Source organism: Rhodanobacteraceae bacterium (assembly GCA_024234055.1).
Lineage (GTDB): Bacteria > Pseudomonadota > Gammaproteobacteria > Xanthomonadales > SZUA-5 > JADKFD01.
In genome coordinates this window covers 58,565-84,178 of record JACKOW010000008.1, presented here as the reverse complement: position 1 = coordinate 84,178, position 25,614 = coordinate 58,565, and the positions used below count along the sequence as shown (strand labels likewise).

General features: G+C 64.5%; 21 protein-coding genes and 1 tRNA gene. 13 read left to right on the top strand and 9 right to left on the bottom strand.

Features of this window, described 5'->3' with window-relative positions:
- Positions 1 to 32: 32 nt before the first annotated feature.
- The 4 genes from H7A19_14065 to pth all read left to right on the top strand — a co-directional run bounded on the left by H7A19_14065 (position 33) and on the right by pth (position 2,721).
- Positions 33 to 108 (top strand) — tRNA-Gln (locus H7A19_14065).
- A 47-nt stretch (positions 109 to 155) separates the two neighbouring features.
- Complete coding sequence (locus tag H7A19_14060) at positions 156 to 1,094, top strand: ribose-phosphate diphosphokinase (protein MCP5475954.1); 939 nt, start codon at positions 156 to 158, stop codon at positions 1,092 to 1,094.
- Between the two features lie 250 nt (positions 1,095 to 1,344).
- Positions 1,345 to 2,043, top strand: a complete 699-nt coding sequence (locus H7A19_14055; protein MCP5475953.1) for a 50S ribosomal protein L25/general stress protein Ctc — start codon at positions 1,345 to 1,347, stop codon at positions 2,041 to 2,043.
- An 87-nt stretch (positions 2,044 to 2,130) separates the two neighbouring features.
- The gene (gene pth / locus H7A19_14050; protein ID MCP5475952.1) at positions 2,131 to 2,721 is read left to right on the top strand and encodes an aminoacyl-tRNA hydrolase; all 591 of its coding nucleotides are present in this window, start codon (positions 2,131 to 2,133) and stop codon (positions 2,719 to 2,721) included.
- 227 nt (positions 2,722 to 2,948) lie between these two features.
- On the opposite strand, the gene H7A19_14045 is transcribed toward pth, so the two are convergent.
- On the bottom strand, positions 2,949 to 4,331 hold the full coding sequence (locus H7A19_14045; GenBank protein MCP5475951.1) for an IS1380 family transposase: 1,383 nt from the start codon (positions 4,329 to 4,331) through the stop codon (positions 2,949 to 2,951).
- A 233-nt stretch (positions 4,332 to 4,564) separates the two neighbouring features.
- Between H7A19_14045 and ychF the strand changes: the two genes are divergently transcribed.
- Entirely contained in the window at positions 4,565 to 5,656 is a 1,092-nt protein-coding gene (gene ychF, locus H7A19_14040; protein MCP5475950.1) for a redox-regulated ATPase YchF, read from the top strand.
- Between the two features lie 484 nt (positions 5,657 to 6,140).
- Here ychF and H7A19_14035 read toward each other — a convergent pair whose 3' ends face one another.
- Positions 6,141 to 6,797, bottom strand: a complete 657-nt coding sequence (locus tag H7A19_14035) for a DoxX family protein (GenBank protein MCP5475949.1) — start codon at positions 6,795 to 6,797, stop codon at positions 6,141 to 6,143.
- Positions 6,798 to 6,987: 190 nt separating this feature from the next.
- Here H7A19_14035 and H7A19_14030 point away from each other — a divergent pair, with 190 nt between their 5' ends.
- Both H7A19_14030 and tsaB read left to right on the top strand, forming a co-directional pair.
- Entirely contained in the window at positions 6,988 to 8,358 is a 1,371-nt protein-coding gene (locus H7A19_14030; protein MCP5475948.1) for an inner membrane CreD family protein, read from the top strand.
- Positions 8,355 to 9,053: a tRNA (adenosine(37)-N6)-threonylcarbamoyltransferase complex dimerization subunit type 1 TsaB gene (tsaB, locus tag H7A19_14025; GenBank protein MCP5475947.1), complete on the top strand. Its 699-nt coding sequence runs from the start codon at positions 8,355 to 8,357 to the stop codon at positions 9,051 to 9,053. Before H7A19_14030 ends, tsaB begins: the two co-directional genes overlap by 4 nt.
- 186 nt (positions 9,054 to 9,239) lie before the next feature.
- Here tsaB and soxR read toward each other — a convergent pair whose 3' ends face one another.
- A complete protein-coding gene (gene soxR, locus H7A19_14020) occupies positions 9,240 to 9,695 on the bottom strand; it encodes a redox-sensitive transcriptional activator SoxR (GenBank protein MCP5475946.1) in 456 nt (151 codons plus the stop codon).
- 61 nt (positions 9,696 to 9,756) lie between these two features.
- Between soxR and H7A19_14015 the strand changes: the two genes are divergently transcribed.
- The 3 genes from H7A19_14015 (at position 9,757) to H7A19_14005 (ending at position 13,935) form a co-directional block, all read left to right on the top strand.
- A complete protein-coding gene (locus H7A19_14015) occupies positions 9,757 to 11,133 on the top strand; it encodes an MFS transporter (GenBank protein ID MCP5475945.1) in 1,377 nt (458 codons plus the stop codon).
- Between the two features lie 458 nt (positions 11,134 to 11,591).
- The gene (gene rimO, locus H7A19_14010; GenBank protein MCP5475944.1) at positions 11,592 to 12,953 is read left to right on the top strand and encodes a 30S ribosomal protein S12 methylthiotransferase RimO; all 1,362 of its coding nucleotides are present in this window, start codon (positions 11,592 to 11,594) and stop codon (positions 12,951 to 12,953) included.
- Positions 12,954 to 13,125: 172 nt separating this feature from the next.
- Positions 13,126 to 13,935 carry a DUF3025 domain-containing protein gene (locus tag H7A19_14005; GenBank protein MCP5475943.1) on the top strand — a complete coding sequence of 270 codons (810 nt, stop codon included), beginning with the start codon at positions 13,126 to 13,128 and terminating at the stop codon, positions 13,933 to 13,935.
- A gap of 226 nt (positions 13,936 to 14,161) precedes the next feature.
- Here H7A19_14005 and H7A19_14000 read toward each other — a convergent pair whose 3' ends face one another.
- The 4 genes from H7A19_14000 to miaB all read right to left on the bottom strand — a co-directional run bounded on the left by H7A19_14000 (position 14,162) and on the right by miaB (position 18,453).
- Entirely contained in the window at positions 14,162 to 15,376 is a 1,215-nt protein-coding gene (locus H7A19_14000; protein ID MCP5475942.1) for a response regulator, read from the bottom strand.
- Positions 15,373 to 15,876 carry an rRNA maturation RNase YbeY gene (gene ybeY / locus H7A19_13995; GenBank protein ID MCP5475941.1) on the bottom strand — a complete coding sequence of 168 codons (504 nt, stop codon included), beginning with the start codon at positions 15,874 to 15,876 and terminating at the stop codon, positions 15,373 to 15,375. The genes H7A19_14000 and ybeY overlap by 4 nt, the downstream gene beginning before the upstream one ends.
- Positions 15,876 to 16,865 (bottom strand): PhoH family protein, encoded by a 990-nt coding sequence (locus H7A19_13990; GenBank protein ID MCP5475940.1) that lies wholly within the window; start codon positions 16,863 to 16,865, stop codon positions 15,876 to 15,878. The genes ybeY and H7A19_13990 overlap by 1 nt, the downstream gene beginning before the upstream one ends.
- Before the next feature lie 244 nt (positions 16,866 to 17,109).
- Positions 17,110 to 18,453 (bottom strand): tRNA (N6-isopentenyl adenosine(37)-C2)-methylthiotransferase MiaB, encoded by a 1,344-nt coding sequence (gene miaB, locus H7A19_13985; protein MCP5475939.1) that lies wholly within the window; start codon positions 18,451 to 18,453, stop codon positions 17,110 to 17,112.
- A gap of 251 nt (positions 18,454 to 18,704) precedes the next feature.
- Here miaB and H7A19_13980 point away from each other — a divergent pair, with 251 nt between their 5' ends.
- From H7A19_13980 to crcB, 3 genes are all read left to right on the top strand, one after another.
- Positions 18,705 to 21,032 (top strand): response regulator, encoded by a 2,328-nt coding sequence (locus tag H7A19_13980; protein MCP5475938.1) that lies wholly within the window; start codon positions 18,705 to 18,707, stop codon positions 21,030 to 21,032.
- Entirely contained in the window at positions 21,029 to 22,339 is a 1,311-nt protein-coding gene (locus tag H7A19_13975; protein ID MCP5475937.1) for a replication-associated recombination protein A, read from the top strand. The genes H7A19_13980 and H7A19_13975 overlap by 4 nt, the downstream gene beginning before the upstream one ends.
- A gap of 250 nt (positions 22,340 to 22,589) precedes the next feature.
- The gene (crcB, locus tag H7A19_13970; GenBank protein MCP5475936.1) at positions 22,590 to 22,973 is read left to right on the top strand and encodes a fluoride efflux transporter CrcB; all 384 of its coding nucleotides are present in this window, start codon (positions 22,590 to 22,592) and stop codon (positions 22,971 to 22,973) included.
- A 375-nt stretch (positions 22,974 to 23,348) separates the two neighbouring features.
- Here the strand turns inward: crcB and H7A19_13965 are convergent, their stop codons facing one another.
- Positions 23,349 to 24,353 carry a phosphotransferase gene (locus H7A19_13965; protein MCP5475935.1) on the bottom strand — a complete coding sequence of 335 codons (1,005 nt, stop codon included), beginning with the start codon at positions 24,351 to 24,353 and terminating at the stop codon, positions 23,349 to 23,351.
- A 353-nt stretch (positions 24,354 to 24,706) separates the two neighbouring features.
- On the bottom strand, positions 24,707 to 25,591 hold the full coding sequence (locus H7A19_13960; protein MCP5475934.1) for a phosphoribosylaminoimidazolesuccinocarboxamide synthase: 885 nt from the start codon (positions 25,589 to 25,591) through the stop codon (positions 24,707 to 24,709).
- Positions 25,592 to 25,614 lie beyond the last annotated feature (23 nt).

The following is a 25,614-nucleotide window of genomic DNA, read 5'->3' as shown; positions in this document are numbered from 1 at the left end:
GAAGGACGGCCTCAGAGCGACTGCGGACAGCTTGGGGCGTCGCCAAGCTGGTAAGGCACGGGATTTTGATTCCCGCATTCCTAGGTTCGAGTCCTAGCGCCCCAGCCAATCATCCTATGAGCTCTAAACGCACCGACCTCAACAATCCCGGGCTGATGATCTTCACCGGGAATGCGCATCCGCGCCTCGCGAGTTCGATCGCTTTCGAGCTGGGCGTGCCCTTGGGCAAAGCCAATGTTGGCCAGTTCAGCGACGGCGAAGTGGCCGTCGAGATCATGGAGAACGTGCGCAGCCAGCACATCTATCTGATCCAGCCCACCTCGCCGCCGACCGCCGATCACCTGATGGAATTGCTGGTGATGGTCGATGCCTTCAAGCGCGCCTCGGCCGCCTCGGTCACGGCCGTCATGCCGTACTTCGGCTATGCCCGCCAGGATCGCCGTGCGCGCAATGCACGGGTGCCGATCACGGCGAAGGTGGCTGCCGACATCATCGGCACGGTCGGTACCGACCGGGTGTTGACTGTTGACCTGCACGCCGATCAGATCCAGGGTTTCTTCGATGTCCCGCTGGACAATGTCTACGCCTCGCCGGTGCTGCTGGCCGACATGTGGCGCAACTATGCCGGCGATGAACTGATCGTGGTGGCTCCCGATGTCGGTGGCGTGGTGCGCGCCCGGGCCATGGCCAAGCGCCTCGATGACGCCGATCTTGCCATCATCGACAAGCGCCGCCCCAAGGCCAATGAATCGGTGGTCATGAACCTGATCGGCGACGTCACCAACAAGACCTGCATCCTGGTCGATGACATCGTCGACACCGCCGGCACCCTGTGCGCCGCGGCCGCAGCACTGAAAGAGCGCGGCGCCAACAAGGTGGTGGCTTATTGCGTGCATCCGGTGCTGTCCGGTGCTGCCGTCGACAACATCAGCAAGTCGGCGCTGGACGAGCTGGTGGTGACCGACACCATCCCGCTGCGCCCCGAAGCCCGCGCCTGCACGCAGATCCGCCAGCTCTCGGTAGCCGAGCTGCTCGCGGAGACCATCCGCCGCATCGCAGGGGGAGAGAGCGTCAGTTCCTTGTATGTGGACTAGAAGCGGTGAAACGTAAAACGTAAAACGTCAATCAAAGCCCGCTTCTAGTTGACGTTTCACGTTTCACGTTTTACTGCTTCTGAGAGGCTTGAGCCTTGCGATCTGCCGCACACCGCAGTCCGCAATGCTCACCCCTCGATCCGTCTGGTCGCGGACGGTTGCGTTGAGGTGAGGCGTGGCGTGGAACGCCGCGACCTTTCTCCCAAAGGGTGTACCCGGATGGAACACCCACCAATGAAGGAATCAGAACATGGCCAAGATCAGAAACGTGCCGGTGGAATTCCGCACCGACGAAGGTAAGGGTGCGAGCCGCCGCCTTCGCCGCGCGGGCAAGGTGCCGGCAATTCTTTATGGCGGCGGTGAAGCGCCGCGCCTGCTGCAGCTGGACCAGTTGCTCGCTTATCGCTACGCCAAGAACGAGTGGTTCTATACCTCGATCCTGGAACTGGATGTGGGCAACGACAAGCAGAAGGCGCTGTTGCGCGATCTGCAGCGTCATCCGTACAAGCCCTACCTGATGCACATCGATTTCCAGCGCGTGTCGGAAACCGAGCCGGTGCGTCTGCGCGTGCCGCTGCACTTCCTGAACCAGGAAATCTCGCCGGCCGGCAAGACCGGTGGTGCGTTGGTGCTGCATGAGCTCAACGATCTGGAAATCAGCTGCTTGCCCAAGGATCTGCCGGAATACCTGGAGATCGATCTGGCCAATCTGAATGTGGGTGACACCATCCACATTTCCGACATCAAGCTGCCGGAAGGCGTGGAAGTGCCCTCGCTGAAGCTGGGTCGCGAGCATGATCTGGCCGTGGTTGTGGCCCGCATGACTGTCGAGGAAGTGGCCGAAGTGGCCGCCGAAGGCGCCGAAGCGGCTCCGGCAGCGGCAGGCAAGAAGCCGGCTGCGGGTGGCAAGGCAGCCGCGGCTCCGGCCAAGCCAGCAGCGAAGAAGTAAGCGGTACTGATGTACAGACATCGGCCGACCGGCAACGGTCGGCCGATGTCGTTTTGAGCAGAGCGTCTCCGGAGGTTTTCAGCGTCGATGGCGATACGCGCGGTTTTTGGCCTGGGCAACCCCGGCGCAGAGCATGCCCGTCAACGGCACAATGCCGGTTTCTGGTTTCTGGATGCGCTGGCCGAGGATTTGGGTGTGCGCCTGTTGATGGAATCCAGGCTCAACGCCGAAGTCGGCAAGGCGGCGGGTGGTCGCGACACGCTGTTGCTGGTCAAGCCGACGACCTACATGAACCGCAGTGGCATTGCGGTGTCTGCAGTGCTGAACTACTACAAGATCGATCCGGCCGAAGCTCTGGTGGTGCACGACGAGCTTGATCTGCCACCGGGCGTGGCCCGGCTCAAGTTCGACGGTGGCCATGGCGGCCAGAACGGATTGCGTGACACCATGGCCCAGCTGGGACATGGCAAGTTCCACCGATTGCGCATCGGCATCGGCCATCCCGGCCGCAAGGACATGGTCACGCCGTGGGTGCTGGGCCGCCCCAGCGTCGCCGATGACCAGGCCATCCACCAGGCCATCGACGCCGCGTTGGCGGTGATGCCCCTGTGGCGGGATGGGCAGATGGAGAGGGCGATGACGCTCTTGCATACACCGAAGACAGGCGCGAAAGACTAGCCCGCATTTCTCACACCCCCTCGCTTCAACGGTTGCGGGACGTTGTTTCTTGCGGTGGTTGAAGATCGTTCGTCCGCACCGGCGGCAGAACGGCGCTTGGTGTTCGATTTCCGCTCATTTTGGCGCGGGATGCCGTGGCTTTTCTTGCTGATTTGTTTGACTTTATTGCCCGCCGCCGACGGCCGTAGCCCCGGAAGGGGCCGTTGACGCAGGATCGCTGGTTTCAATCAGCCGCTGTCGGCAAGACGAGCGTAGCTGGCGCTCCACAAGTCCTGGTACGGGAAACTCGACGCCATCGCGATACGAACCCGACGAACGCTCCGAACGACCCAGGCGCCGATCTTCAGCAACTTCAAACGCAGCGTGCCGCAGGTTGCCTGAGCCAATTCAGTGCCGGCGAGTGCTTTTCGCCGCAGCGCGTCCATCAGGACATAGGCAAACGACGACAACCACAGACGCAACTGGTTGCCGAGCATGGTGGCCGTCGACGTGCGATCCGCGAACAGGTCCCCTTGGCATTCCTTGATGCGGTTCTCCATCTCCCCGCGAGCGCAATACAGATCTTCGTACAGCGCTCGCGCTGACCACGTCTCGGATGTCAGCGAGGTCACCACAAAGCGCGGATTGCTTAGACCCGGTAACTGTTCTGCCTTGCCCACCACGCGGCGCTCACGACTCCAACTCTTGCGCGTCGAATAACGGAAATCCGTGAACTCCCGCTCCGCCTTTCCGCTGCGCGCCTGGCGCGCCTGAGCCCGCGCCAAAGCCGGCTCGAGCACCTCGATCAAACGCGCGTTCTTGGCCAGTCCAAACACGTAGTCAACGGCGTTGCTCTCGCACCACGCCATCAGCTCCTCGCGTGCAAAACCGCTGTCCGCCCGAAGCGTGATCCGCACCTTGGGCCAGCGCTTGCGGATCTGTCCCACCACCCGATCCATCTCTTCAACCGCGCCCGCGCTGCCGTCGATGTTCGACCGGCGCAGCTTCGCTGCCAGCAGATGCTTGCCGCAAAACACGTACAACGGCAGGTAGCAGTAACCATCGTAATAGCCGTGAAAGAACCGCCCCTCCTGATCCCCATGGAGCGGGTCGTCGGTCGCATCCAAATCCAGAACGATCGACTCCGGCGGCGTCTCGTGCGCCTCCAAAAACAAATCCACAAACAACGACTCGATCTGCTCCGGATGATGCGCAATCTTTCGATAACGCTCACCCGGCGTCGCCTTCGGCGCATGCTCCAACCGATTCAGCGTTGACTTGCCCGCCAACGGCGCACAGTCCTTGCGCTGCGCTTTGAGCTTGCCCGCCAGCACCGCCAACACCGGATCGTGCCGCAACTGATCGTGATCGTTCAGATCCTCGTAGCCCAGTGCGATCCCAACCACACGCTGCATCACCAGCGTCCGCACCGAATGCTCGATCAACTCGGGATCTCGACCATCTTGAAAGCACCCGGCCAGCCGATCCATGAGCTTGATCGAATCATCGACGCGACCCAGAAGCAGTGCGCCCGCATCCGACGTGATCTCGCCGCCATCAAATCCGACAACCACCTGACGACCATCCACTTGCTCAAAAATCGTGCTCGTCGCGCTACACTGTGTCGGCATCGGGGTTCTCCGCAAATCTCAGCTAAGTTGTTCTCGCAACTCAACTTTATCTGATTTGAGAACCCCGGTGCACTACTTAGTGTGAGAAATGCGGGCTAGCTCTGTAGGGGGCAGGGTCAAACGTAAAACGTAAAACGTCAATAAAAGCAGTGGTTTGACGCTCTGATTGACGTTTTACGTTTCACTTTTCACTTTCCCGAAAGCGGACCTCGTTTCCGCGGAGTACCTGCACCATGGGCATCAAATGCGGCATCGTCGGTTTGCCGAACGTCGGCAAGTCCACGCTTTTCAACGCTTTGACCAAGGCGGGCATCGCTGCGGCCAATTATCCCTTCTGCACCATCGATCCCAATGTTGGCGTGGTGCCGGTGCCCGATCCACGGCTGGATGCGCTGTCGAAGATCGCCAAGCCGCTGAAGATCATTCCGACCACGATCGAGTTCGTCGACATCGCCGGTCTGGTCAAGGGCGCGGCGCAGGGTGAGGGCCTGGGTAACCAGTTTCTGGCGCACATCCGTGAGGTCGACGCGATTTCTCACGTCGTGCGCTGTTTCGAGAACGAGGACATCGTCCACGTCAACGGGAAGATCGATCCCATCTCCGATATCGAGACCATTGATACCGAACTGGCGCTGGCTGATCTCGACAGTGTCGAGAAGGCGCTGAATCGCGCCGAGCGGGCGGCCAAGGCCAATGACAAGGACGCCATCGCGCGCAAGCCGGGCCTGACCAAGGTGCGCGATGCGCTCAATGCCGGCAAACCCGCGCGTTCGGTCGATCTCAGCCCTGAAGAGCGTGCGCTGCTGCGTGAGTTGTTCCTGCTGACCATGAAGCCGGTGATGTACGTAGCCAATGTCAAGGAAGACGGCTTCGAGAACAACCCCTATCTGGATGCCGTGCGCGCCCGCGCCGCCACCGAGGGCGCCGAAGTGGTGCCGGTATGCGCCTCGATCGAAGAGGAACTGGGACAGTTGGACGACGAGGATCGCAGCGCCTTCCTGGCCGACATGGGCCTGGAGGAGCCGGGTTTGAACCGGGTGATCCGCGCCGGCTACAAGCTGCTCGGCCTGCGCACCTATTTCACGGCCGGCGAAAAGGAAGTGCGGGCCTGGACCATCAAGGCCGGCTTCACCGCACCGCAGGCCGCAGGCGTGATCCACACCGATTTCGAAAAGGGCTTCATCCGCGCCGAAACCATTGCCTACGAGGACTACATCCGTCTGAAGGGTGAGGCCGGCGCCAAGGCCGAGGGCAAGTTGCGGCTGGAAGGCAAGGACTACATCGTGCAGGAAGGCGACGTGCTGCACTTCCGCTTCAACGTGTAGGGCGGGTCTGCCGCAGGCTCAAGGCGAGATTGAATGGTGGACCGGCTTTGAGTCGGGCCGCGCGCTGCGCTTGTTTGCGCGTCAAACAGGGGGCGGGGGCACGGGGCAGGGGACCCACGTCGCGGCACGGTCAGGTCATGCGTCGTGATTGGACACCTGCCCCCCTTCCCGTTCCTTTTCAGGTCGATAAGGCAGTGGGTTAGCGGATGTTTGGTGTGAGTCCCTGTCGCCCCTGGCGGTTCACTTGTTTGCGCACAAACAGGGGCAGGGGACCCGTGTCGCGGTACGGTCAGATCGTGCGTCGAGGTTGGACCCCTGCCCCCTGCCCCTGCTTCTTAGGTCGTAAATCAATGACTTATGGCATCTTTGGTGAGAGAGCGATTGCTGCCCGCGACCGCCTTCCGCCGGTTTTCGGCTGACGATCGCGGCTGAAGCCGCTCCCACAGTGACGGCGCTACCGACAACCCACAACCGACAACCAGCCTCACCCCCGGCCCTTGCGCCAGGCATAGATGGCGGCCAGTGCGGCGATGACCAGGAAGCTCACGCCGATGGTCGGGATCAGCATGAGGAAGGGGAAGCCGAGAATCGCCAAGCCCAGGCCCAGCGCATAACCATCCATGGTCGGCCCGGGTTCGGGTCGGCCAATCCAGACGCGGATCAGGTGATCCAGGCTGAGCTTGCCGGCACCGTTGAAAACCAGCGGAATCAGCATGACCACGAACAGCAGCGGCAGCTTGAAGTTGCCATGACCCATGTCGGAAATCGCGTAGCCCTTCAACAGATCGCTCCACATGCCGATCATGCTCGGCCAGTGAACGGCGGCGGTGGCGACGAAGGTCAGGAACAGCAGCGAGAAGGCGAAGAAGCGGGTACCCAGACCCAGCCACAAGGCGATCGCCCCGCCGATCTCGAAAACAATGGACAGGTTCCAGCTGAAATCGGCCGGGACCATGTTGAAGGGAAACGGGAAGTCACCCTGGATATTGGAGAACCAGTTTTCGCCGCGGAATTTCTCCAGACCTGCCTCGAAGAACTCCCAGCCCATGATCAGGCGCATCACCAGCCGGGGAACGTATTCGCCCATGCCGCGCAGGCGTTCAATGATGGCGTCGTAGGTGGAAAAGAGCAGGGAAGTCATCGGTCTGGTCCTGTGCAAGTGTCGAAACAGAGACCGGCCCGGCTGAAGTCCGCTTTCACGCCTTGCATGCACAGTTGGAGCAGGGGCTGCCCGCTGCTTGCCCGCCTTTGCCATCAATACAGCGCTGACTGCCCGAAGGTGCGCCCGGCGCTGGGTTCAGCTATGCCTGACCCCATCCGGTGTGCCGATCATGACTCGATCCCTGTTCGCCAGTTCAACCACTTTCAAGCTGTTTGTGCTGGGTGCGCTGTCATTGCTGTTGCTGATACCCCTGAGCTTGATCTACGGACTCGTCCAGGAACGCGCCGGTCTCGCCAGTGAAGCCGAAGGACGTATCGCCGCCGGTTGGGGCAGGGAACAGAACGTGCTGTTGCCGCTGCTGCGTTTCGAATACAGCCGCGAACGCAGCAATGCTGACCACGAACTGATCAAGGAACGCCGTTCGCTGCTGTTGTCAGCCGCCGAAGCCCGCGTGCGCGCCAGTCTCAGCGCCGAATCGCGACAGCTCGGCATCTATGCCTTGCCGATCTATACCGCGCAGCTGTCGATTGATGCTGAATTCGATCGCTCGCAGATGGACTCCGCGGCTGAGGTCGAGGATGGCTGGAATCTGCAACAGGTGTCGCTGCTCTTGGCGCCGGGCGATCTCACCGGGCTGCGCGAAATCCGCAAGCTCACGGTGGCCGGATTACCGGTGCAGCTCAAGCCCAGTGCCGAACGCTGGAACCTGGGCGCAGTGCCGGCAGGCAGCAGCAGTTTCGATCGTCCGGTGCTGGGCGCTCCCATTGCCTGGTCAGAGGACGGCCAGGATCGCGTGCCGGTGTCGCTGGAACTGGAGCTGGCCGGCGCCCGCGCACTGAATGTGGTACCCAATGCTGCCGAGTTCGAGTTTGCCCTGAGCGGCGACTGGCCACATCCGGGATTCGCGGGTGGTGCCTTGCCACGACAGCGAGAAATCGGCGCCCGGGGCTTCAGCGCCGATTGGCGCCTCCTGGATCTCTCCACCGGTATTCCCACGCTGATTCGCAGTGCCGACGCGATGTCGGTCTGGGGACAACAGTCTGTGGGCGTGGCACTGGTGGAGCCGGGCGGGGTCTATCAGCAGAACGAGCGCAGCGCCAAATACGGCATTCTGGTGCTGGCACTGACCATGGCAGCCCTGTTCCTGACCGAGGTATTGGTGGGTGTGCGTCTGCACCCCTTCCACTATGCCTTGGTGGGGCTGGCGCTGGCGGTGTTCTATCTGCTGCTGCTCGCGCTGTCCGAACACATCGGCTTCGTCAGCGCCTATCTGCTTGCAGCAGGCGCCGTTGTCGCCATGGTCGGGGGCTACAGTGCCGCGGTTCTGCAGGGATGGTTGCGCGGCCTGCTCGGCGGCGGGGTCCTGGCCGGCCTGTATGGCTTTCTGCTGGTGCTGATCCAGGCGGAAGAGCTGTCGCTGCTCTTGGGTGCCATCGGCCTTGCACTGCTGCTGGCCACGGCCATGTACCTGACCCGCCGGCTCGACTGGTACAGTGCCGCACCCGAATCGTCCGACCTCAGCAGCGACCGCACGCCATGAACCTGCTCGCCATTGAATGTTCCACCGAGGTGCTGTCAGTCGCCGTGTTTGCTGGCGGCGAGATCCGCGAGCGCCTGGAAGACGGCGGTCGCCGGCACGGTGATCGACTGCTGGTCATGATCGACGCGGTCATGGCCGATGCCCGCCTGAGCAAGCTCGACCTGCAGGCGGTCGCCTTCGGCTGCGGCCCCGGCGCCTTTACCGGCGTGCGCATGGCGGTGGCCGCGGCCCAGGGCATTGCCTACGGGCTCGACATCCCGGCGCTGCCGGTGTCCTCGCTGGCTGCCCTCGCCCAGGAAGGTTTCGATCGCGGCGCAGCGACGCCAATCCTGGCGTTGGCCGACGCGCGCATGGGCGAGGTCTATGCGGGCTTTTTTGAGGTCGACGAATCCGGTCTGGCGGTGGCGGTTGCCGACGAGCGCCTGTGCAAGCCGGAACAGCTGAAACTGCCTGGTGACGACGTCTGGTGTGCGGTGGGCCCTGGATTGCGCGCCTACCGCAAATTGCTCGACGAGCAGCTCGGCTACAGGATGGATGCCATCGAGCGCAGCATCTATCCCCAGGCCAGCGCCGTGGCCCGTCTCGGCGCGCGGGCACTGCGCGCCGGACTTGGCCTCGAAGCCCGCCAAGCCATGCCGGTGTATCTGCGCAACAAGGTGGCACTGACAGAATCCGAGCGGGCAGCGGCTCGGTAGCGGAGGAGCCGGGGCAGGGGGTACGGGGCACGGGTCACGGGAGAGTGCGCGCTCCTGTAGGTCCAGACTTGTCTGGATGCTCTTGGCAAAGTGCTGAAGAAGCGTCCAGACAAGTCTGGACCTACCAGAGCCCGAAGCCCGTAGCCTTTTCCCGTGCCCCGTGCCCCGTGCCCCGTGCCCCGTGCCTCACCCGCTCGCCTGCTTCGCCCCCAGCCGCCTGGCCCCCGGGCCCTGTGCCGCCAGCTGATCGTTCGTGTTGTACAAGCGACAGGCTTTCAACGACAGACAACCGCAGCCGATGCAGCTCTGCAACTGATCGCGCAGGGCCTGCAGATCGGCGATGCGCTGGTCAAGCGAGGCGCGCCAGTGGCGGGACAAGCGCGTCCAATCGGCCTTGGTCGGCGTGCGCTGCTGCGGCAGTTGCTGCAGCGCCTGGGCGATCTCGGCGAGGCTGATGCCGAGGACCTGAGCGGCACGGATGAAGGCGATGCGCCGCAACACCTGGCGCGGGTAGCGGCGTTGATTGCCGAGACTGCGTTCGCTGGACAAGAGGCCCTGGGCTTCGTAGTAGTGCAGTGCCGAGACCGCGACGCCACTGCGTCGGGCCACCTCGCCTACACTGAGCAGATCCACGGTCCTCATCGCTTGACCTCAAGTCAACTTGAGCTTGCATGCTAGTCCGGTGGCCCTGACGAGACCAGACATGGAAGCCGTGGCAGAGATCAAGATGCAGACCTCCTTGTTCGCACCGCAATGGCGCAGCCTCAGCATCGGCGCCGTGGCGCTGTGTTCGATGATTGCCTTCGAGGCCATCGGGGTTGCCGCCGGCATGCCGGCCGTGGCCACGGCCCTGGATGGACTGTCGCTGTACGCGCTGGCCTTCGGTGGGACCCTGGCTGGATCGGTGGTGTCGATGGTCTGGTCCGGACAGGATTGCGATCGCCATGGCCCATTCCGGTCCATGGCCGGCGGCATCGCCCTGTTTGCGCTGGGTCTGCTGGTGGCGGGACTGGCTCCATCGATGGCGGCGCTGATTGCCAGCCGCATCGTTCAGGGTCTGGGTGTGGGCGCGCTGGGCGTGGCGCTGTACGTGTCCACCGCGCGCGCCTTGCCATCCGCGCTGCATCCGCGACTGTTTGCGCTGTTCTCCACCGCCTGGGTGGTGCCGGCAATCGTCGGGCCGGCGATTTCCGGTTGGATCGTCGAATACTGGGGCTGGCGCTGGCTGTTTCTCGGCGTGGCACTGCTGTTGCTGCCGGTGGCGCTGCTGATCCTGCCGACTCTGCGCGAGACGGGTCAGTCTGCACCTGGCCCGCAACGCTCCTGGCGTACCTTGCCGTGGGCCCTGCTGGCGTCGATCAGCAGCGTCGGGCTGGCGACAGCCGGCTATGCCGGCGGGTGGACCGTGCCAGTTGTTTTTCTCGCCCTCGCCGCGGCCGTGATTTCGGCCGCGCGACTGTTGCCGCACGGCACCTTGACCCTCGCGCGGGGCTTGCCGACCGTGATTGCCATGCGTGGACTCAATTCCGCGGCCTTCTTCCTGTGCGAGGGCTTCGTGCCGCTGTGGCTGCATCAGCAGGCGGGCTGGAGCATCACCGCGGCGGGCCTGGCGCTGACCGGCGGCGCCCTGTGCTGGAGTCTGGGTAGTCAGTTGCAGTCGCGGATCGACGATGAAAGCCTGCGCCTGTCGTGGTTGTCACGCGGCAGCCTGCTGATTGGCACCGGGATATTGCTGTGCGTACTCAGCGTCTTGGGCTGGATACCGGCCATCACCGTGCTGATCGGTTGGTCGCTGGCCGGGCTGGGCATGGGCATGTCCTTCCCCATACTCGGCGTGCTGACCCTCAAACTGGCGCCCAGGGAACAGCAGGGCAGGTATTCCTCGGCGATGCAGCTGTGCTCGGCGCTCGGCACCAGCGGCGCCCTGGCTTTGGGCGGACTGATGTTCTCGCTGCTGCAGGCAGACCGCCGGGTGCTGGCCTACAGCAGCGTGTACCTGCTGGCGGCGCTGTTTGCGTTGGTGTCCTGGCGCAGCGCGGCAAGGGTAGGCATGGGGAATCCGCCAAGGCCTTCTCAATGAGTCGCGGGCCAGCGGTTGGCGTCTGACAGTGCTTGCGGCGGCCGTGGAGGGCGCCGCGCTGCGGCGCCGCTTTGCGCTGAGCGGAGATCAAGAGCGGCCGCGCAGGCGCGCGTCCCTCCCAAATGCCGCTTCGTACCTGCCAGGTCTCATGGCCCGTGCGCATTGACGGGCCGACACCCGACACAGGTGGCTCACAATGAGGCCGGGTCGGCGCTTTTGTGGGTCCAGACTTGTCTGGACGCTCTTGGTGAGGTGAGGAAGAAGCGTCCAGACAAGTCTGGACCTTCAACAGCCCGAAGCGCTTAGCCTTTCCCGTGCCCCGTGCCCCGTGCCCCGTGCCCCGTGCCCCGTGCCCCGTGCCCCGTGCCCCGTGCCCCAACCGACAACCGACAACCGACAACCGACAACTGCCAACCAACCACCTATACTTCGCCGCCCCGTTTTCACAAAGCCCGCCCATGTCCGCTGCCGCGCCCAAGATCGGTTTCGTCAGCCTCGGCTGCCCCAAGGCTCTGGTCGATTCAGAGCGCATCCTCACGCAGTTGCGGGCCGAGGGTTATGCCATCGTGCCCAGCTACGATTCGGCGGATGTGGTGGTGGTCAACACCTGCGGCTTCATCGACGCCGCCGTGGAAGAGTCGCTGGATGCCATTGGCGAGGCCATGGCCGAGAACGGCAAGGTGGTCGTCACCGGTTGCCTGGGTGCGCGCGCCGAGATGATCCGCGAGAAGTTTCCCGGAGTGCTGTCGATTTCCGGGCCGCAGGACTACACCTCGGTGCTCAATGCCGTGCACGCACAGATGCCGCCGCAGCATGATCCCTACCTGGATCTGGTGCCGCCGGCGGGCCTCAAGCTGACGCCGCGGCACTACGCGTACCTCAAGATTTCCGAGGGCTGCAATCATCGCTGCAGCTTCTGCATCATCCCCTCCATGCGCGGCGATCTGGTCAGTCGGCCGATCGACGAAGTGCTGGTCGAGGCCGAGAAGCTGGCGCGAGCCGGGGTCAAGGAACTGCTGGTGATCTCACAGGACACCAGCGCCTACGGCGTTGACACCAAGTACGCCGCCCGCGACTGGCGCGGACAATCGCGCCAGACCCGCTTTCTGGATCTGGCCGACGCGCTGGGCGAGCTCGGCATCTGGGTGCGGATGCACTACGTCTATCCCTACCCGCATGTGGACAAGGTGGTGCCGCTGATGGCCGAGGGCAAGGTGCTGCCCTATCTCGACATTCCCTTCCAGCACAGCAATCCGCGCATCCTCAAGCTGATGAAGCGCCCAGCCAGTGGCGAGAAGAACATCGAGCGGATTCGCGCCTGGCGCGAGATCTGTCCCGAGATCACCCTGCGCAGCACCTTCATTGTCGGTTTCCCGGGCGAGACCGAGGCCGAGTTCGAGGAACTGCTGGATTTTCTCGATGAGGCCCAACTCGATCGCGTTGGCGCCTTTGCCTATTCGCCGGTGACCGGCGCCAAGGCCAACGAGTTGCCCGATCCGGTGCCGGAAGAGATCAAACAGGAACGTCTGCAACGTTTCATGGAAAAGCAGGCCGAGATCAGCGCCCAGCGTCTGCAGGCCAAGGTCGGCAGTGTGCAGCGTGTACTGATCGACGAGGTCGGCCCCACCGTCGCCATCGGCCGAAGCACGGCCGATGCACCGGAGATCGATGGTCAGGTTCACATCGCCACCGGCACCCGCGGCGGCAAGCGCAAGGCGGCCCTGGCCCGTGCCGACGCCCCGCAGCTGCAGCCGGGTCAGTTCGTCGACGTGCGCATCGTCGAGGCCGACGAGCATGATCTGCACGGTGTGCTGGCCTGAGTTGTGTGGCATCGCCGAAAGAGCTTTTTGTCCGCGAAGGACGCAAAGGACGCAAAGAGGGGCAGAGACGTTGTTCGGCCTTCTTCTTTTCCTTTGCGTGTTTTGCGTCCTTTGCGGATGAATGCTCTTTTTGCTCGATACGTGGCCTCTTGGACGCGCCGAGGCTGGTGAGTTGAACGCGCGCGCCCGCTGGCAATCGCCGCCCTTTGACCAACTGGCTGAGTACGCGCCGCTGTTTGAGTTGTCGTGGGACGACGCTCTGGCGGAATTGAATAGGCTGGCGGCGGCGCGATTGCCGGGCGGGCTGGAGTTTGCCGAGCAGGACCTGGCGCTGGCCAGCGATGGCATGAGCTATGAGCAGCGCATCGGTGCGCGCGGGTTGATCGCGATGCGCCGCGATTCGCTGCACGATCTCTACGGCGCGCTTATGTGGCTGCAGTGGCCGCAGAGCAAATGGGCCATTCATCAGGGTCAGTGGGCCGGCATCCTGGCCGTGGGTCCGAAACAACGCACGCGCCACCAGCAGGCGCTCACCCATATCGATGAGGCCGGCACCGTGGTGCTGACCGAAGACCGCACCTTGATCAAGGCGCTGCAGAATCATGATTGGCCAGGGCTGCTGATCGAGCGCCGCGACGACTGGTCCCGCGCCGAGGTCTGGGTGATCGGCCATGCGCTGTTCGAGCTGCGCCAGACCCGACCCTACGATCTGCAGGCCGGCAAGGTGATCGCCGTGCTGGCGGGCGATTCCAGCTGGCGTGATCTGGACTCGCCGCAGCGGCTGGCTCTGCTCGACCGCTGTGTGGCCGAGGGAATCGGCGGCTGCCGCGCCGCGGCCGATCCCAAGGATCAATCCACGCTGCCGCTGGCCGCGGTTCCGGCCTGGGAGCCACGCAGCGCCGATCCAGCATTCATTGCCAGCGCACCGTGTTTCCGGCCCAAACCGGCAGGACGCATCTATGCCGGGCCGCTGCGTTTGTAGCAGCAGGCGCGCGTCGCCGCTGCTGAAGGAGCGACCTTGTGTCTCCACCGCTGTGGGTAGGAGCGCCCTTGCGGCGCGACCACTGTCTCGGACGTGCGGCTTGTCGGTCGCGACGCGAGGTCGCTTCTACAGGCAAGCTCAGACGAGTCTGGCTCTACAAGATCAATGGCGTGCCGTGCTCCCCCCGCGCTCGCTGTTGCCAACAACCAACAACCAACAACCAATCTTAGGGCGGTGGCAGCGGTGTGGTCGTGTGCCGGAGTGCGCGACGCAGCCAGCGCGAGCGCTGGGCGCGGCCGGTGACGGCGGCGACCAGGTGTTTGGGACGCAAGGGCTTGATCAGATAATCGTCGCCACCGGCGGTGAGCGTTTCGAAGCGTCGTTCCTGGTCTTCGTCGCCCGAGATCAGCACCACGGGGGTGAATGCGGTTTTCGGATGGGCTCGGAACAGGCTGAGCAATTCCAGGCCGTTCAATCCGGGCATGTGCAGATCCAGCAGGATCACGTCCGGCACGAAATTCTCCAGGGTCGACAACGCCTGGGTGGGGTCATTGATGACGCGCGACTCCATGCCGGAGCGTTTCAGCACCGACTCCACCACCATCGTCATCGAGCTGTCGTCATCAATGATCAAGGCCCGGTACGGATCCAGCCGATCGCGCAGCACTTCGACGATTTCCACCGCCAGTGCGTCCACGTCGGCGGGCAGCACGAAAAAGCCGTCAGCACCGGCCTGGCCGGCCTTCAGGCGCAGACGCGGTTCATCGCTGCGCGAGACCACGAACAGGCCAATGCGGCGGCGTGCCTGATCCAGTGACGGATCGAGTTGCAGCAGCTTGTCCCAGACATCCAGGGCCGCCGCCGGCAGGATCAATCCCTTCACCTCCGTCCTGGCCAGCCACTGGGCGGTCTGCCGGTCCAGGCGCAACAAGGGCTGCACCACATAGCCCACATCCTCCAGCGCCAGTCCAAGGGTGCCGGCGTCGCGACCGGTGGGGTCGATGAAGATGATGGTGTTGGGTGGCGGGATCGCCTCTGCAGCCGGCTCAGGATCTGGTGCCTTGTGAACGGCCGGTGCCACGACGGCCGCGGATTCGACCGCTGCCGGCGTCGGCTCGGCGCTGTCCGGTGTCGGCAGGATGATGTCCAGCGCCGACGAGGTTTCCAGTCGCTGCAACTGTTCGCTCACCGAGTCCAGCAGCGCCACCAGTTGCAGGCGATTGGCGTCGACCGGACCGACCCGCGAGTCGGCAAAGGCGCTGAGGTAGGCGGCGAAGCCGAGCACGGCTTCAGCCAGCGAGCTGTGGCGCGCATCGTTCAGCGGTTCTGCCAGTTCCTCGGCGGTGACGCAGACGCGCTCCGCGAGATCCATGTCCCAAGGCACGGCCAGCAGTTTGCGGGCGTCGGCTTCGAGCTGCTTGAGTGGTTCCAGATCCGTCATGCCCCTGGGCCGTTCGTTTCGTAAGGGTTGGGAATGCCAAGGTGCTCCAAGGCCTCGATCTCGATGGCTTCCATGATCCTGGCGGCCGCCGCGTCTTCGTGATCGTACCCGAGCAGGTGCAGAACGCCGTGTATACAAAGGTGAGCATGGTGCTGGTGCAGGGATTTGCCCTGCTCGGCGGCCTCGCGGGCCACCACGGGCGCGCACAGGGCGATATCGCCGAGCAGCCGGGTCTGCCCATCGTCGATCAGTGCATCTGCCGGGAAGGACAGGACATTGGTGGCATAGGCCTTGCCGCGATAGTCGCGGTTCAGCGCCAGACCCTCGTCGGCGTCGACCACCCGCAGCGACAGCTGATGCCGACCGGATACGCCAGCCGTGCTCAAGGCCGATCGTGCCCAGCGGGCATAGGATCTAGGTGCCGGCAGGCCGCGTCTGCCGCAGCCGTAACCCAGCAACAACTCCAGCGTGGCCTCGGGGGCCGTGGAATCCGGTGACATCACTCCCGCTGCTCGAAGCGCTCGTAGGCCTGAACAATACGCGCCACCAGGGGATGCCGGACCACGTCGCCGCTCTGGAAGAACGTGAAACTTATGCCGTCCACGCCCTTGAGCACCTCGATGGCGTGGCGCAGTCCCGATTGATCCTTGCGCGGCAGGTCGATCTGGGTGACATCGCCGGTGATCACTGCGGTGGAGCCAAAGCCGATGCGGGTCAGGAACATCTTCATCTGTTCGATGGTGGTGTTCTGGGCCTCGTCCAGGATCACGAAGGAGTCGTTCAGGGTGCGTCCGCGCATGAAAGCCAGCGGCGCAATCTCGATGACATTGCGCTCCAGCAGGCGCGTGACCTTTTCCACGCCCATCATCTCGTAAAGGGCGTCGTACAGCGGGCGCAGATAGGGATCGACCTTCTGGGTGAGATCGCCGGGCAGAAATCCGAGTTTTTCGCCGGCCTCGACCGCCGGCCGCACCAGCAGCAGGCGCTGCACCCGATTGCGATCCAGGGCTTCCACTGCGCTGGCCACGGCCAGATAGGTCTTGCCGGTGCCCGCCGGGCCGATACCGAAATTGATGTCGTGGCTGGCGACTGCATGCAGATAGCGCACCTGATTGGCGCCGCGACCGCGGATCACGCCGCGCTTGGTGCGAATGACGACCTCCTGACTGCCCTCGGCGGCCCGCTCGGCGTAGTCATCGGCCCCCAGTTCCTTGATGGCCAGATGCACATTGGCCGCGGTCAGGATTTCATGGTCGGCAGCCTCGTACAGCAGTCGCAGCAGCCGCGCCGCCGACTTGACCGCTTCGGGTGCACCGCTCAGCCTGAACAGATTGCCGCGATTGGCGATCTCCACGCCCACCCGCAGTTCGACCTCGCGCAGATGCTCGTCAAAAGGCCCGCACAGATTGGCCAGGCGCTCATTGTCCTCCGGTTCCAGGATCAGGGTTTCCGAATCGAGGGTTGAGGGGGTGGGGGATCTTGTTGCCATGTCTGTGCGGGTACTCCAGTTGCTGTTCTTGGGTTGGATTTGGGAGAGCGTTTTTGTCCGCAAAGGACGCAAAGGTGAAGCAGGAATATGATTGTTGACGCCGCGAGCTGGAACTGCCGCGCCAGCGCCGCACCGGCATTCGCGAGCTACCGAGTGCTGTAGGCAATCCGCCTCTGCCGAATCCAAGACCTTTGCTCTTCTTGGTGTCCTTTGCGTCCTTTGCGGACAAATGCTCTTTCGGAGATCAGGCCTCGGCAGCAACGCCCACCGCCACCCGCCCCCGCAAGCTGTTCGCCATGGCCTCGGTGATGACCACATCGACGAACTGTCCGATCAGGCGCTCGGGGCCGGCGAAGTTGACGTAGCGCATGTTCTCGGTGCGGCCGGTGAGCTCGTTGGCATCCTTGCGGCTGAGGCCTTCGACCAGAACGCGTTGGGTGCTGCCGATCATGGCCTGGCTGATGTCGCGGGCGTTGTCGTTGATCCGTGCCTGCAGCCGGTAGAGGCGTTCCTTTTTGACCTGATCGGGCGTGTCATCGGCCAGATTCGAGGCCGGAGTACCCGGACGCCGGCTGTAGATAAAGCTGAAGCTCTGATCGAAGCGGATGTCCTCGACCAGCTTCATGGTGGCTTCGAAATCGGCATCGGTTTCGCCAGGGAAGCCGACGATGATGTCGGTGGAGATGCTGATATCCGGGCGCACGGCGCGCAGCTTGCGGATCTTCTGCTTGTACTCGAGCACGGTGTGACCACGCTTCATGGCGCTGAGAATGCGGTCGGAACCAGCCTGCACCGGCAGATGCAGATAGTTGGCGAGCTTGTCGCACTGGGCATAGGCGGCGATCAGACTGTCGTTGAATTCGACCGGGTGCGAGGTGGTGAAGCGGATCCGGCCGATGCCGTCGATCTGGGCGATGTACTGGATCAGCAGGCCGAGATCACAGATCTCGCCGTCGTGCATGGGGCCGCGGTAGGCATTGACGTTCTGGCCCAGCAGATTGACCTCGCGCACGCCCTGTTCGGCCAGGGAGGCGACTTCGGCGATGACATCGTCGAAAGGCCGGCTGACTTCCTCGCCACGGGTGTAGGGCACCACGCAGAAGGAGCAGTACTTGCTGCAGCCCTCCATGATCGAAACAAAGGCCGTGGGGCCCTCGGCGCGCGGCTCGGGCAGGGCATCGAACTTCTCGATCTCCGGGAACGAGATGTCCACCTGCGGGCGCTTTTCGGCGCGCAGCCGGCTCACCATGTCCGGCAGCCGGTGCAGCGTCTGTGGGCCAAAGACCAGATCGACGTAGGGCGCGCGCTTGACGATGGCCTCGCCTTCCTGGCTGGCCACGCAACCGCCGACGCCGATGATCAGCTCGGGCTTGGCCTTCTTCAGCAGGTTCCAGCGGCCGAGCTGACTGAAGACCTTGTCCTGGGCCTTCTCGCGGATGGCGCAGGTGTTGACCAGAATGACATCGGCCTCGGATTCGTCCTCGGTCAGGGTCATGCCGTCGGCGGCGCCGAGCACGTCGGCCATCTTCGACGAGTCGTACTCGTTCATCTGGCAGCCGTGGGTCTTGATGAACAACTTGCCGGGCATGACGCGCACTCGCGGACTTCAGGGGGCGCAGATTCTACCTTGCATTGGCTGTACCACTCATGTCGGCCGGCGACGGGACCAAAGGGGATTTCCCGGCGCCGGCCCGAATCCCGATCTGACGCGAATTTCCGCGATGCCGGCCACCGCGTTCGCGCGCATATCTGCTAATTTGTAACGCACCTGCACCTCTAGTCTCCGGAATGTCGCCGCCCGCCCCAATTTCCGTGCTCTGCCGCGCGCTTGCGTTTCCCATGAGGCGCCGACTCTCGACCAGAATCTGGCTGCGGAGCGTGATGCTGGCGCTGGCGCTGGGTTGCTCTTCGGCATGGAGCTTGACCCACGCCGACCACGAATATCTGACCACGGCTGCCGCCGAGCTGGCCGAGGCCCAGCAGGCAGGGGATCACGCCGCCGCCAGCGCCGCGATGCTGCGGATGGCGGCGCACTATCGCGCCCGAGGGCTGTGGTCTCAGGTGCTGGATCTGGCTGATCGGGCACGGGCGGAGCTGGAAGGTGAGGCAGGAACGCCACAGTTGCAGGCGGATATTGATCTGACCTTTGCCGCCGCCGTGCAGGAGCTCAATCGCGTCGACGAAGCGCTGCAGCCGATGATTCGGGCCCTGGCCACCGCGCGGCGGCTGGACGATGCCGATCTGGAGGCCCGGGCCCTGGTCGGGCTGTCGTCCCTGCAGGGACGCGGTGGCAATCTGGCAGCGGCGCAACGTCTGGCCGAACAGGCACTGCTAGCCGCGCGACAAGCCGGCAATCGCGAGTGGCAGGCTCGGGCCTTGCTCAATCAGGGCAACGTGGCTTACCAGCAATCCGAGCATGAGCGCGCTCTGGCGCTGGTGCAGCAGGCGATGCGTGTGGCTCCGGCAGCTGCTGCTTCGGATCTGCCGCAGCAGTTGCTGGTCGCCGCTGCCGTGGCCGCAGAGGCTGTCGCCGCGTCGCCGGAGGTGCTGCAATCGGCGAGTGCCGCCGTGGAACAGGCACGGGCCGCAGGCAACGCTTATCTGCTCGCCTTCGGTCTCGAAGTGCAGGGCAAGCTGCAATGCGAACTTGGGGCTACTGCCGCGGCGATGGCCAGCTTTGCCGAAGCCGCCGGTCTGTTCGATGGCGACCGGCACCCCTACGACAGCGGCCGCACCCAATATGCCTGGAGCGATTGTCTGGCCCGCACGGGTGACTATCGGGGGGCCTGGGAGCACGCACAGCAGGGACGGGAACTCACCCGCCAGGGCATGGATCAGCGCCGTGTCGAGTCGATGGAAGCGCTGGATTTTGCCTATCGCGACAAACTACGGGCGCGGGAGATCGCCGATGCCGCGGCCGAACAGCGCAGCCTGAGCGCAGAGCTGCAGCTGCAGCGGGCACTGGTGATCATCGTCGGGCTGGCACTGCTGATGGCGCTGATTGCCGTGTTGTGGCTACTGAGTCGCGCCCGTGGCGCCCGGGCGCAGGCCCGAGCAGCCGAGGCGGCGCAGCAGGCCAGGGCCGATCTGCTGGCGACCGCCGGGCACGAGATCCGCAATCCCTCGCAGGGATTGGTGTCGGCGCTGGCAGCCTTGCAGGATCTGCCGCTGGATTCACAACAGAGGCAAGCCATGAATACCGCCAGGCACGCCGCCGACATGATCGCGCGGCTGTCGCGGGATGTCTTCAACCTGGCGTTGGCGGAGCAGGACCGACTGGTGCTGCATCGTCGTTTCGTGTGTCCGGATGCGCTGGTTCGCGATGCCATCTCGCTGGTGTCGGCGGCTGCCGTGGCCAAGGGGATGGAGATCGATCATCATGACGACAGCGCCGGGCGACGAATCGACATCGATGCCGAGCGCATCATGCAGGCGCTGGTGAATCTGCTGAGCAACGCGGTGCGTTACACAGAGAAAGGGCGGGTCCGTGTCGACAGTCGGCTCATCGACGGAGACAGTCCGATCTGGCGCTGTGACGTCAGTGACACCGGGCCGGGCATTCCTGCGGCGGAGCTGGAACACGTCTTTGATCCCTATTTTCGCGGCGAGCACGGTGCCCGGGTCCACGGCGGCGGACTGGGTCTGGCCGTGGTCCATCGGGTGATTGCCCTCCACGGTGGACAGATTCAGGTCAGCAATCTGCCGGCCGGCGGCGCCCGCTTCCGGATCGAACTGCCGGTGCGGGTCATCGAGGCAGAAACTGACGCTGCGGCGCCGGCGAAACCCGACCTGCCCCTGGCACGTACCCGCATCCTGCTGGTGGATGACGACGAGGATGTGCGTCTGGGGGTGGCCGCCATGGCCGAGCACGCCGGCGCGACAGTGTCGCTGGCCGCAGACGCTTCCCAGGCCGAGGCCGAGTTCCGCAAGATGCTGCCCGATGCCGTACTGGTGGATCTGCACCTTGGCAATGAGCGCGGCGACGAAGTCGCGTGCTCGCTCAAGTCGATCGCGCCGACACTGGTCTGCCGCTGGATTCTGGCGACCGGTTCCATGAGCCGCGAGGACGACATCGCCGGTTTCGATGCGGTGCTGATCAAGCCCTACACGCTGGCCGAATTGCACGCTGCGGTGCGGGGCGATATCACCGATCGAGTCAGGGCATGAGCGCAGCGCGGGATTCAGCGCCATTGGCCGAGCGCATGCGACCGCGCAGCCTGGACGAAATCGTCGGCCAGGCCCATCTGCTGGCGCCGGGAAAGCCGCTGCGCAGGGCGCTGGAAGGCGGCAAGCCGTATTCGATGATCCTCTGGGGTCCGCCGGGATGTGGCAAGACCACGCTGGCGCGCCTGTGCGCGCATCTGGGAGAGGCCGAGTTCCTGTCGATGTCGGCGGTGCTGGGCGGTGTCGCCGAAGTCCGCGCCGCGGTCGCGACGGCCAGGGCGCATCGCGAACAGGGCCAGCGCACCCTGCTGTTCGTCGATGAGGTGCACCGCTTCAACAAGGCCCAGCAGGATGCTTTTCTGCCGCACGTGGAGGACGGCACCATCACCCTGATCGGCGCCACCACCGAGAATCCCTCGTTCGAAGTGAATTCGGCGCTGCTGTCGCGCTGTCGCGTACATGTGCTGAAGTCGGTGGCGGACGAGCAGCTGATCGCGGCGCTCCAGCGGGCGCTGGATGATGCCGAGCGCGGGCTGGGCGCGCGCGGGCTCAAGGCCGAGGCTGCGGCGCTGGAACGCCTGGCGGAGGTCGCTGATGGCGATGTTCGCCGCGCCCTGACGCTGCTGGAGATCGCCGCCGACCAGATCGAGGATGGCGGCACACTGACGCTGGAGTTGCTGCGCAGCGTCGTCACCGAGAGTTTCCGGCGTTTCGACAAGGGTGGCGAGGCCTTCTACGACCAGATCTCGGCACTGCACAAGACCCTGCGCAGCTCCAATCCCGACGCTGCGCTGTACTGGTTTTGCCGGATGCTCGATGGCGGCTGTGACCCCAAATACCTCGCACGCCGGCTGACCCGTTTCGCCAGCGAGGACATCGGCAATGCCGATCCGCGCGCACTGGCGATGTCTCTCGACGCCTGGCAGAGCTACGAGCGCCTGGGCTCACCCGAAGGCGAGGTGGCGTTGGCGCAACTGGTGCTCTACCTGGCCGTTGCTCCCAAGAGCAATGCCGCCTACGCCGCCTACAATGCAGCCCGGGCCTTGGTTGAATCCGGCGGCAGCCTGGGCGTGCCAATGGAGCTGCGCAACGCCCCCACCAAACTCATGAAAGGTCTGGGCTACGGCAAGGGCTATCAGTACGATCACGCCTCCGAACAGGGTATCGCCTTCGATCAGCGCGGTTTCCCGGAAGAACTGGGCGAGCAGACCCTGTATCAGCCGGTGGAGCGCGGCCTGGAGATCAAGATCAAGGAGCGGCTGGACTGGATCAGGGCGCGGCGGGGTGAGGCGTTGGGGGGACGGCAGTGAGGATGGAAAGCGGGGCACGGGGCAAGGGGCAGGGGGCAGGGGAGAAGATGGAAGGCGGGGCACGGAGCAGGGGACACGGGGCAGGGGAAGAGCTCGCGCTGTCGAGCGCCTTGCGCAGGTCGGGGCCGACGCAGGTGCTCTCATCGACACGGGGAGGCAACCGTTGCCTCACATTGCGTTTCCCGTGCCCCGTGCCCCGTGCCCCGTGCCCCGGTCACTCTGCCCCGTTCCCCTGGCGCAACCCGGCCCCATGAACCCCTTCCTCCTCAGCCTGCTGGTGGCTCTCGGCGGTGCCGGCGGTGCGCTCTCGCGTTACTGGATCGGTCAGGCCGTGGTGCGTGTCGTCGGCGCGCCCGCGCCCTGGGCAACGCTGACCGTCAACGTGCTCGGTTGTGGCCTCGCCGGTGCCTTCTTCGCCTGGGCCAGCGTGCGCCACGACACCACCAGCGTGCATGCGCTGGTCATGGTCGGATTCCTCGGCGGTCTGACCACCTTTTCCGCCTTCAGTCTGGATGCGCTGGCGTTGTGGCTACGCGGCCAGGAGCGAATCGCCGTGATCTATGTACTGGCCAATGTGCTGCTATCGCTAGCCTCAGCGGCGGGCGCGTTTCTGCTGACCCGGCGGTTCTTGTAGAGCGGCGCGTGGGGACCAAGAGCGGGGCACGGGGCACGGGGTACGGGGCATGGGAAGATCTGCGGCCCGCGACGCTCTGGCAGGTTCGGACTTGTCCGGACGCTCTTGCTCAGGCTCGCCCCCTGTGGGAGCGGCTTCAGCCGCGACGCTCTCGATCCGCCCTGCAGTCGATCCGGATCGTTCGGAAGAAATGATGCAATCCGGCCCACGGCGAAAGCCTCCAGACAAGTCTGGACCCACAAGAGCCCGAAGCCAGTAGCCTTTTCCCCGTGCCCCGTGCCCCGTGCCCCGTGCCCCGTGCCCCGTGCCCCGTGCCCCGTGCCCCGTGCCCCGTGCCCCGTGCCCCGTGCCCCGTGCCCCGTGCCCCGTGCCCCGCTACTCCCGCGCCAGCGCGAGATCCACCCCGCGCGTGCGCTCTTCCAGCCACTCACCGAAGGCCGCCAGTTCGCCGTAGCGCTCGCAGACCTCAAGGGTGTAACGGAGCACCAGCGGCAGGTCCTTGAGATAGCCGGTCTTGCCGTCGCGATAGTTGAGTCGGGCAAAGATCCCCAGGACCTTGAGGTGGCGTTGCAGGCCCATCCAGTCGAACCAGCGGCGCCAACGGGTGGGTCCGACCTCAACGACGCCGGTTGCAATCAGGCGCTGTCGGTAGTCCTCCGCCCAGTCTTGCACCTGCGCCCGCGGCCACTGGATGTAGCAGTCCTTCAGCAGAGACACCAGGTCATAAGTGACCGGCCCGACCACGGCATCCTGGAAATCGATGATTCCGGGATTGGCGCCGGGCACGATCATCAGGTTGCGCGAGTGGTAATCGCGATGCACGAACCGGGTCGGCTGTTCGAGCGCGCTGCGCAGCAGAGTGCGGGTGCTGGCCTGGATCAGTTCGGTCTCGCGTCCATCGGGCTCATGGCCCAGGTGCCGCCTCAGGAACCAGGTTTCGAACAGGTCCATCTCGGCGCCCAGACGTGCGCTGTCGTAGTGCGGCAGTCCGGCGTAGTCCACCTGCGTCTGCATCGTCAACAAGGCCGCCATCGCGTCGCCATACAAGGATTCGACCCGGGCTTCGTCGAGTTCCGGCAGGTAGGTGCGGACGCCAAGATCACTGAGCAGCAGAAAGCCCTGTTCCAGATCCTGGGCCAGCACTTCCGGCGCATTCAGCCCGGCACGGCGCAGGCGCGCAGCGATGTCGATGAAGGGGCGCACATCCTCCTTGTCTGGCGGCGCATTCATCACCACCCAGCTGCGCTGGCCCTGATGCGCCCGCCAGTAGCTGCGGAAGCTGGCATCGGCCGAGGCGGCCACGGGCGGGTTGTCGAGCGGGCCGAGGTGGGCTTGGGCGAATTGGGTGAGGGCGGCCAGGCGGTCGGGAGTCAGGGACATGGGGGCTTGGTTGTCGGTTGCTGGTTGTCAGTGGTCGGTCGTGATTCGTACGCTGTCGGAGCGGACTCCGTCCGCGATAGCGGGTCAAGGGCGGAGACCGAAACCGGGGCCAGGTTCATGGACAGCTCCGATCCGCGGCTTGAAGAGCGTCCAGACAAGTCTGGACCTACCAGAGCTTGAGCTGTTGTGGGTCCAGACTTGTCTGGACGCTCTTCCTTTCGTCGTCCAGCAAGAGCAGCGCGGACAGAGTCCGCTCCCACGGACTTTGTTGCTTCTCTCCGCGTCCTCCGCGCCTCCGCGTGAGCCCGCTCATTCAAGCACCCACACCAACAACTGGCACCAGCCGGGTGCCATCAGGCCGTCAGCAAGCGCAAGGCTTCCTCATATTTCGCCCGGGTTCCTTCGATGATTTCTGCGGGTAGCGAGGGTCCAGGCGCGGTCTTGTTCCAGTCCAGCGTCTCCAGATAGTCGCGCACATACTGCTTGTCGAAAGATGGCGGATTGCGCCCCGGTGACCATTCGGCCGCGGGCCAGAAGCGTGAGGAATCTGGCGTCAGCATCTCGTCCATGACCCTGAGGGTGCCGTCTTCGTCCAGGCCAAACTCGAACTTGGTGTCGGCGATGAGGATGCCGCGGGCAGCAGCGAAGCGGCGCGCGTGCATGTACAGAGTCAGCGTGGCCTCGCGCACGCGCTCTGCCAGATCGGCGCCAATCAGTTCGACTACACGATCGAAGCCGATGTTCTCGTCATGGTCGCCCACGGAGGCCTTGGTCGAGGGCGTAAACAGCGGCTCGGGGAGTTCACCGGCCATCGGGATGCCAGTCGGCAGGGCGATGCCGCAGACGCTGCCCAGCGCCTGATATTCCTTCCAGCCTGATCCGATCAGATAGCCGCGGGCAATGGCTTCCACCGGTACCGGCTTCAGGCGCCGGGCGACCACGCTGCGCCGCGCGTACAGCGCCGGATCGACGCCGTCGGGCAGCACGCTGACCGGATCGATGCCGGTCAGATGGTTGGCGCACACGGACTCCGTCCGGGCGAACCAGAAGTTCGACATCTGCGTCAGGATCTCGCCCTTGCCGGGAATGGGGTCGGGCAGGATCACGTCGAAGGCCGACAGCCGATCGGTGGCCACCATCAGCAGGCGCTGATCGGGCAAGGCGTAGACATCGCGGACCTTGCCGCGGTGAATACGGTTCAGACCGGGCAGATTCGATTCAGCAAGAGTCGTAGTCATCAGTTTGGCTCGGCCATGCCTTG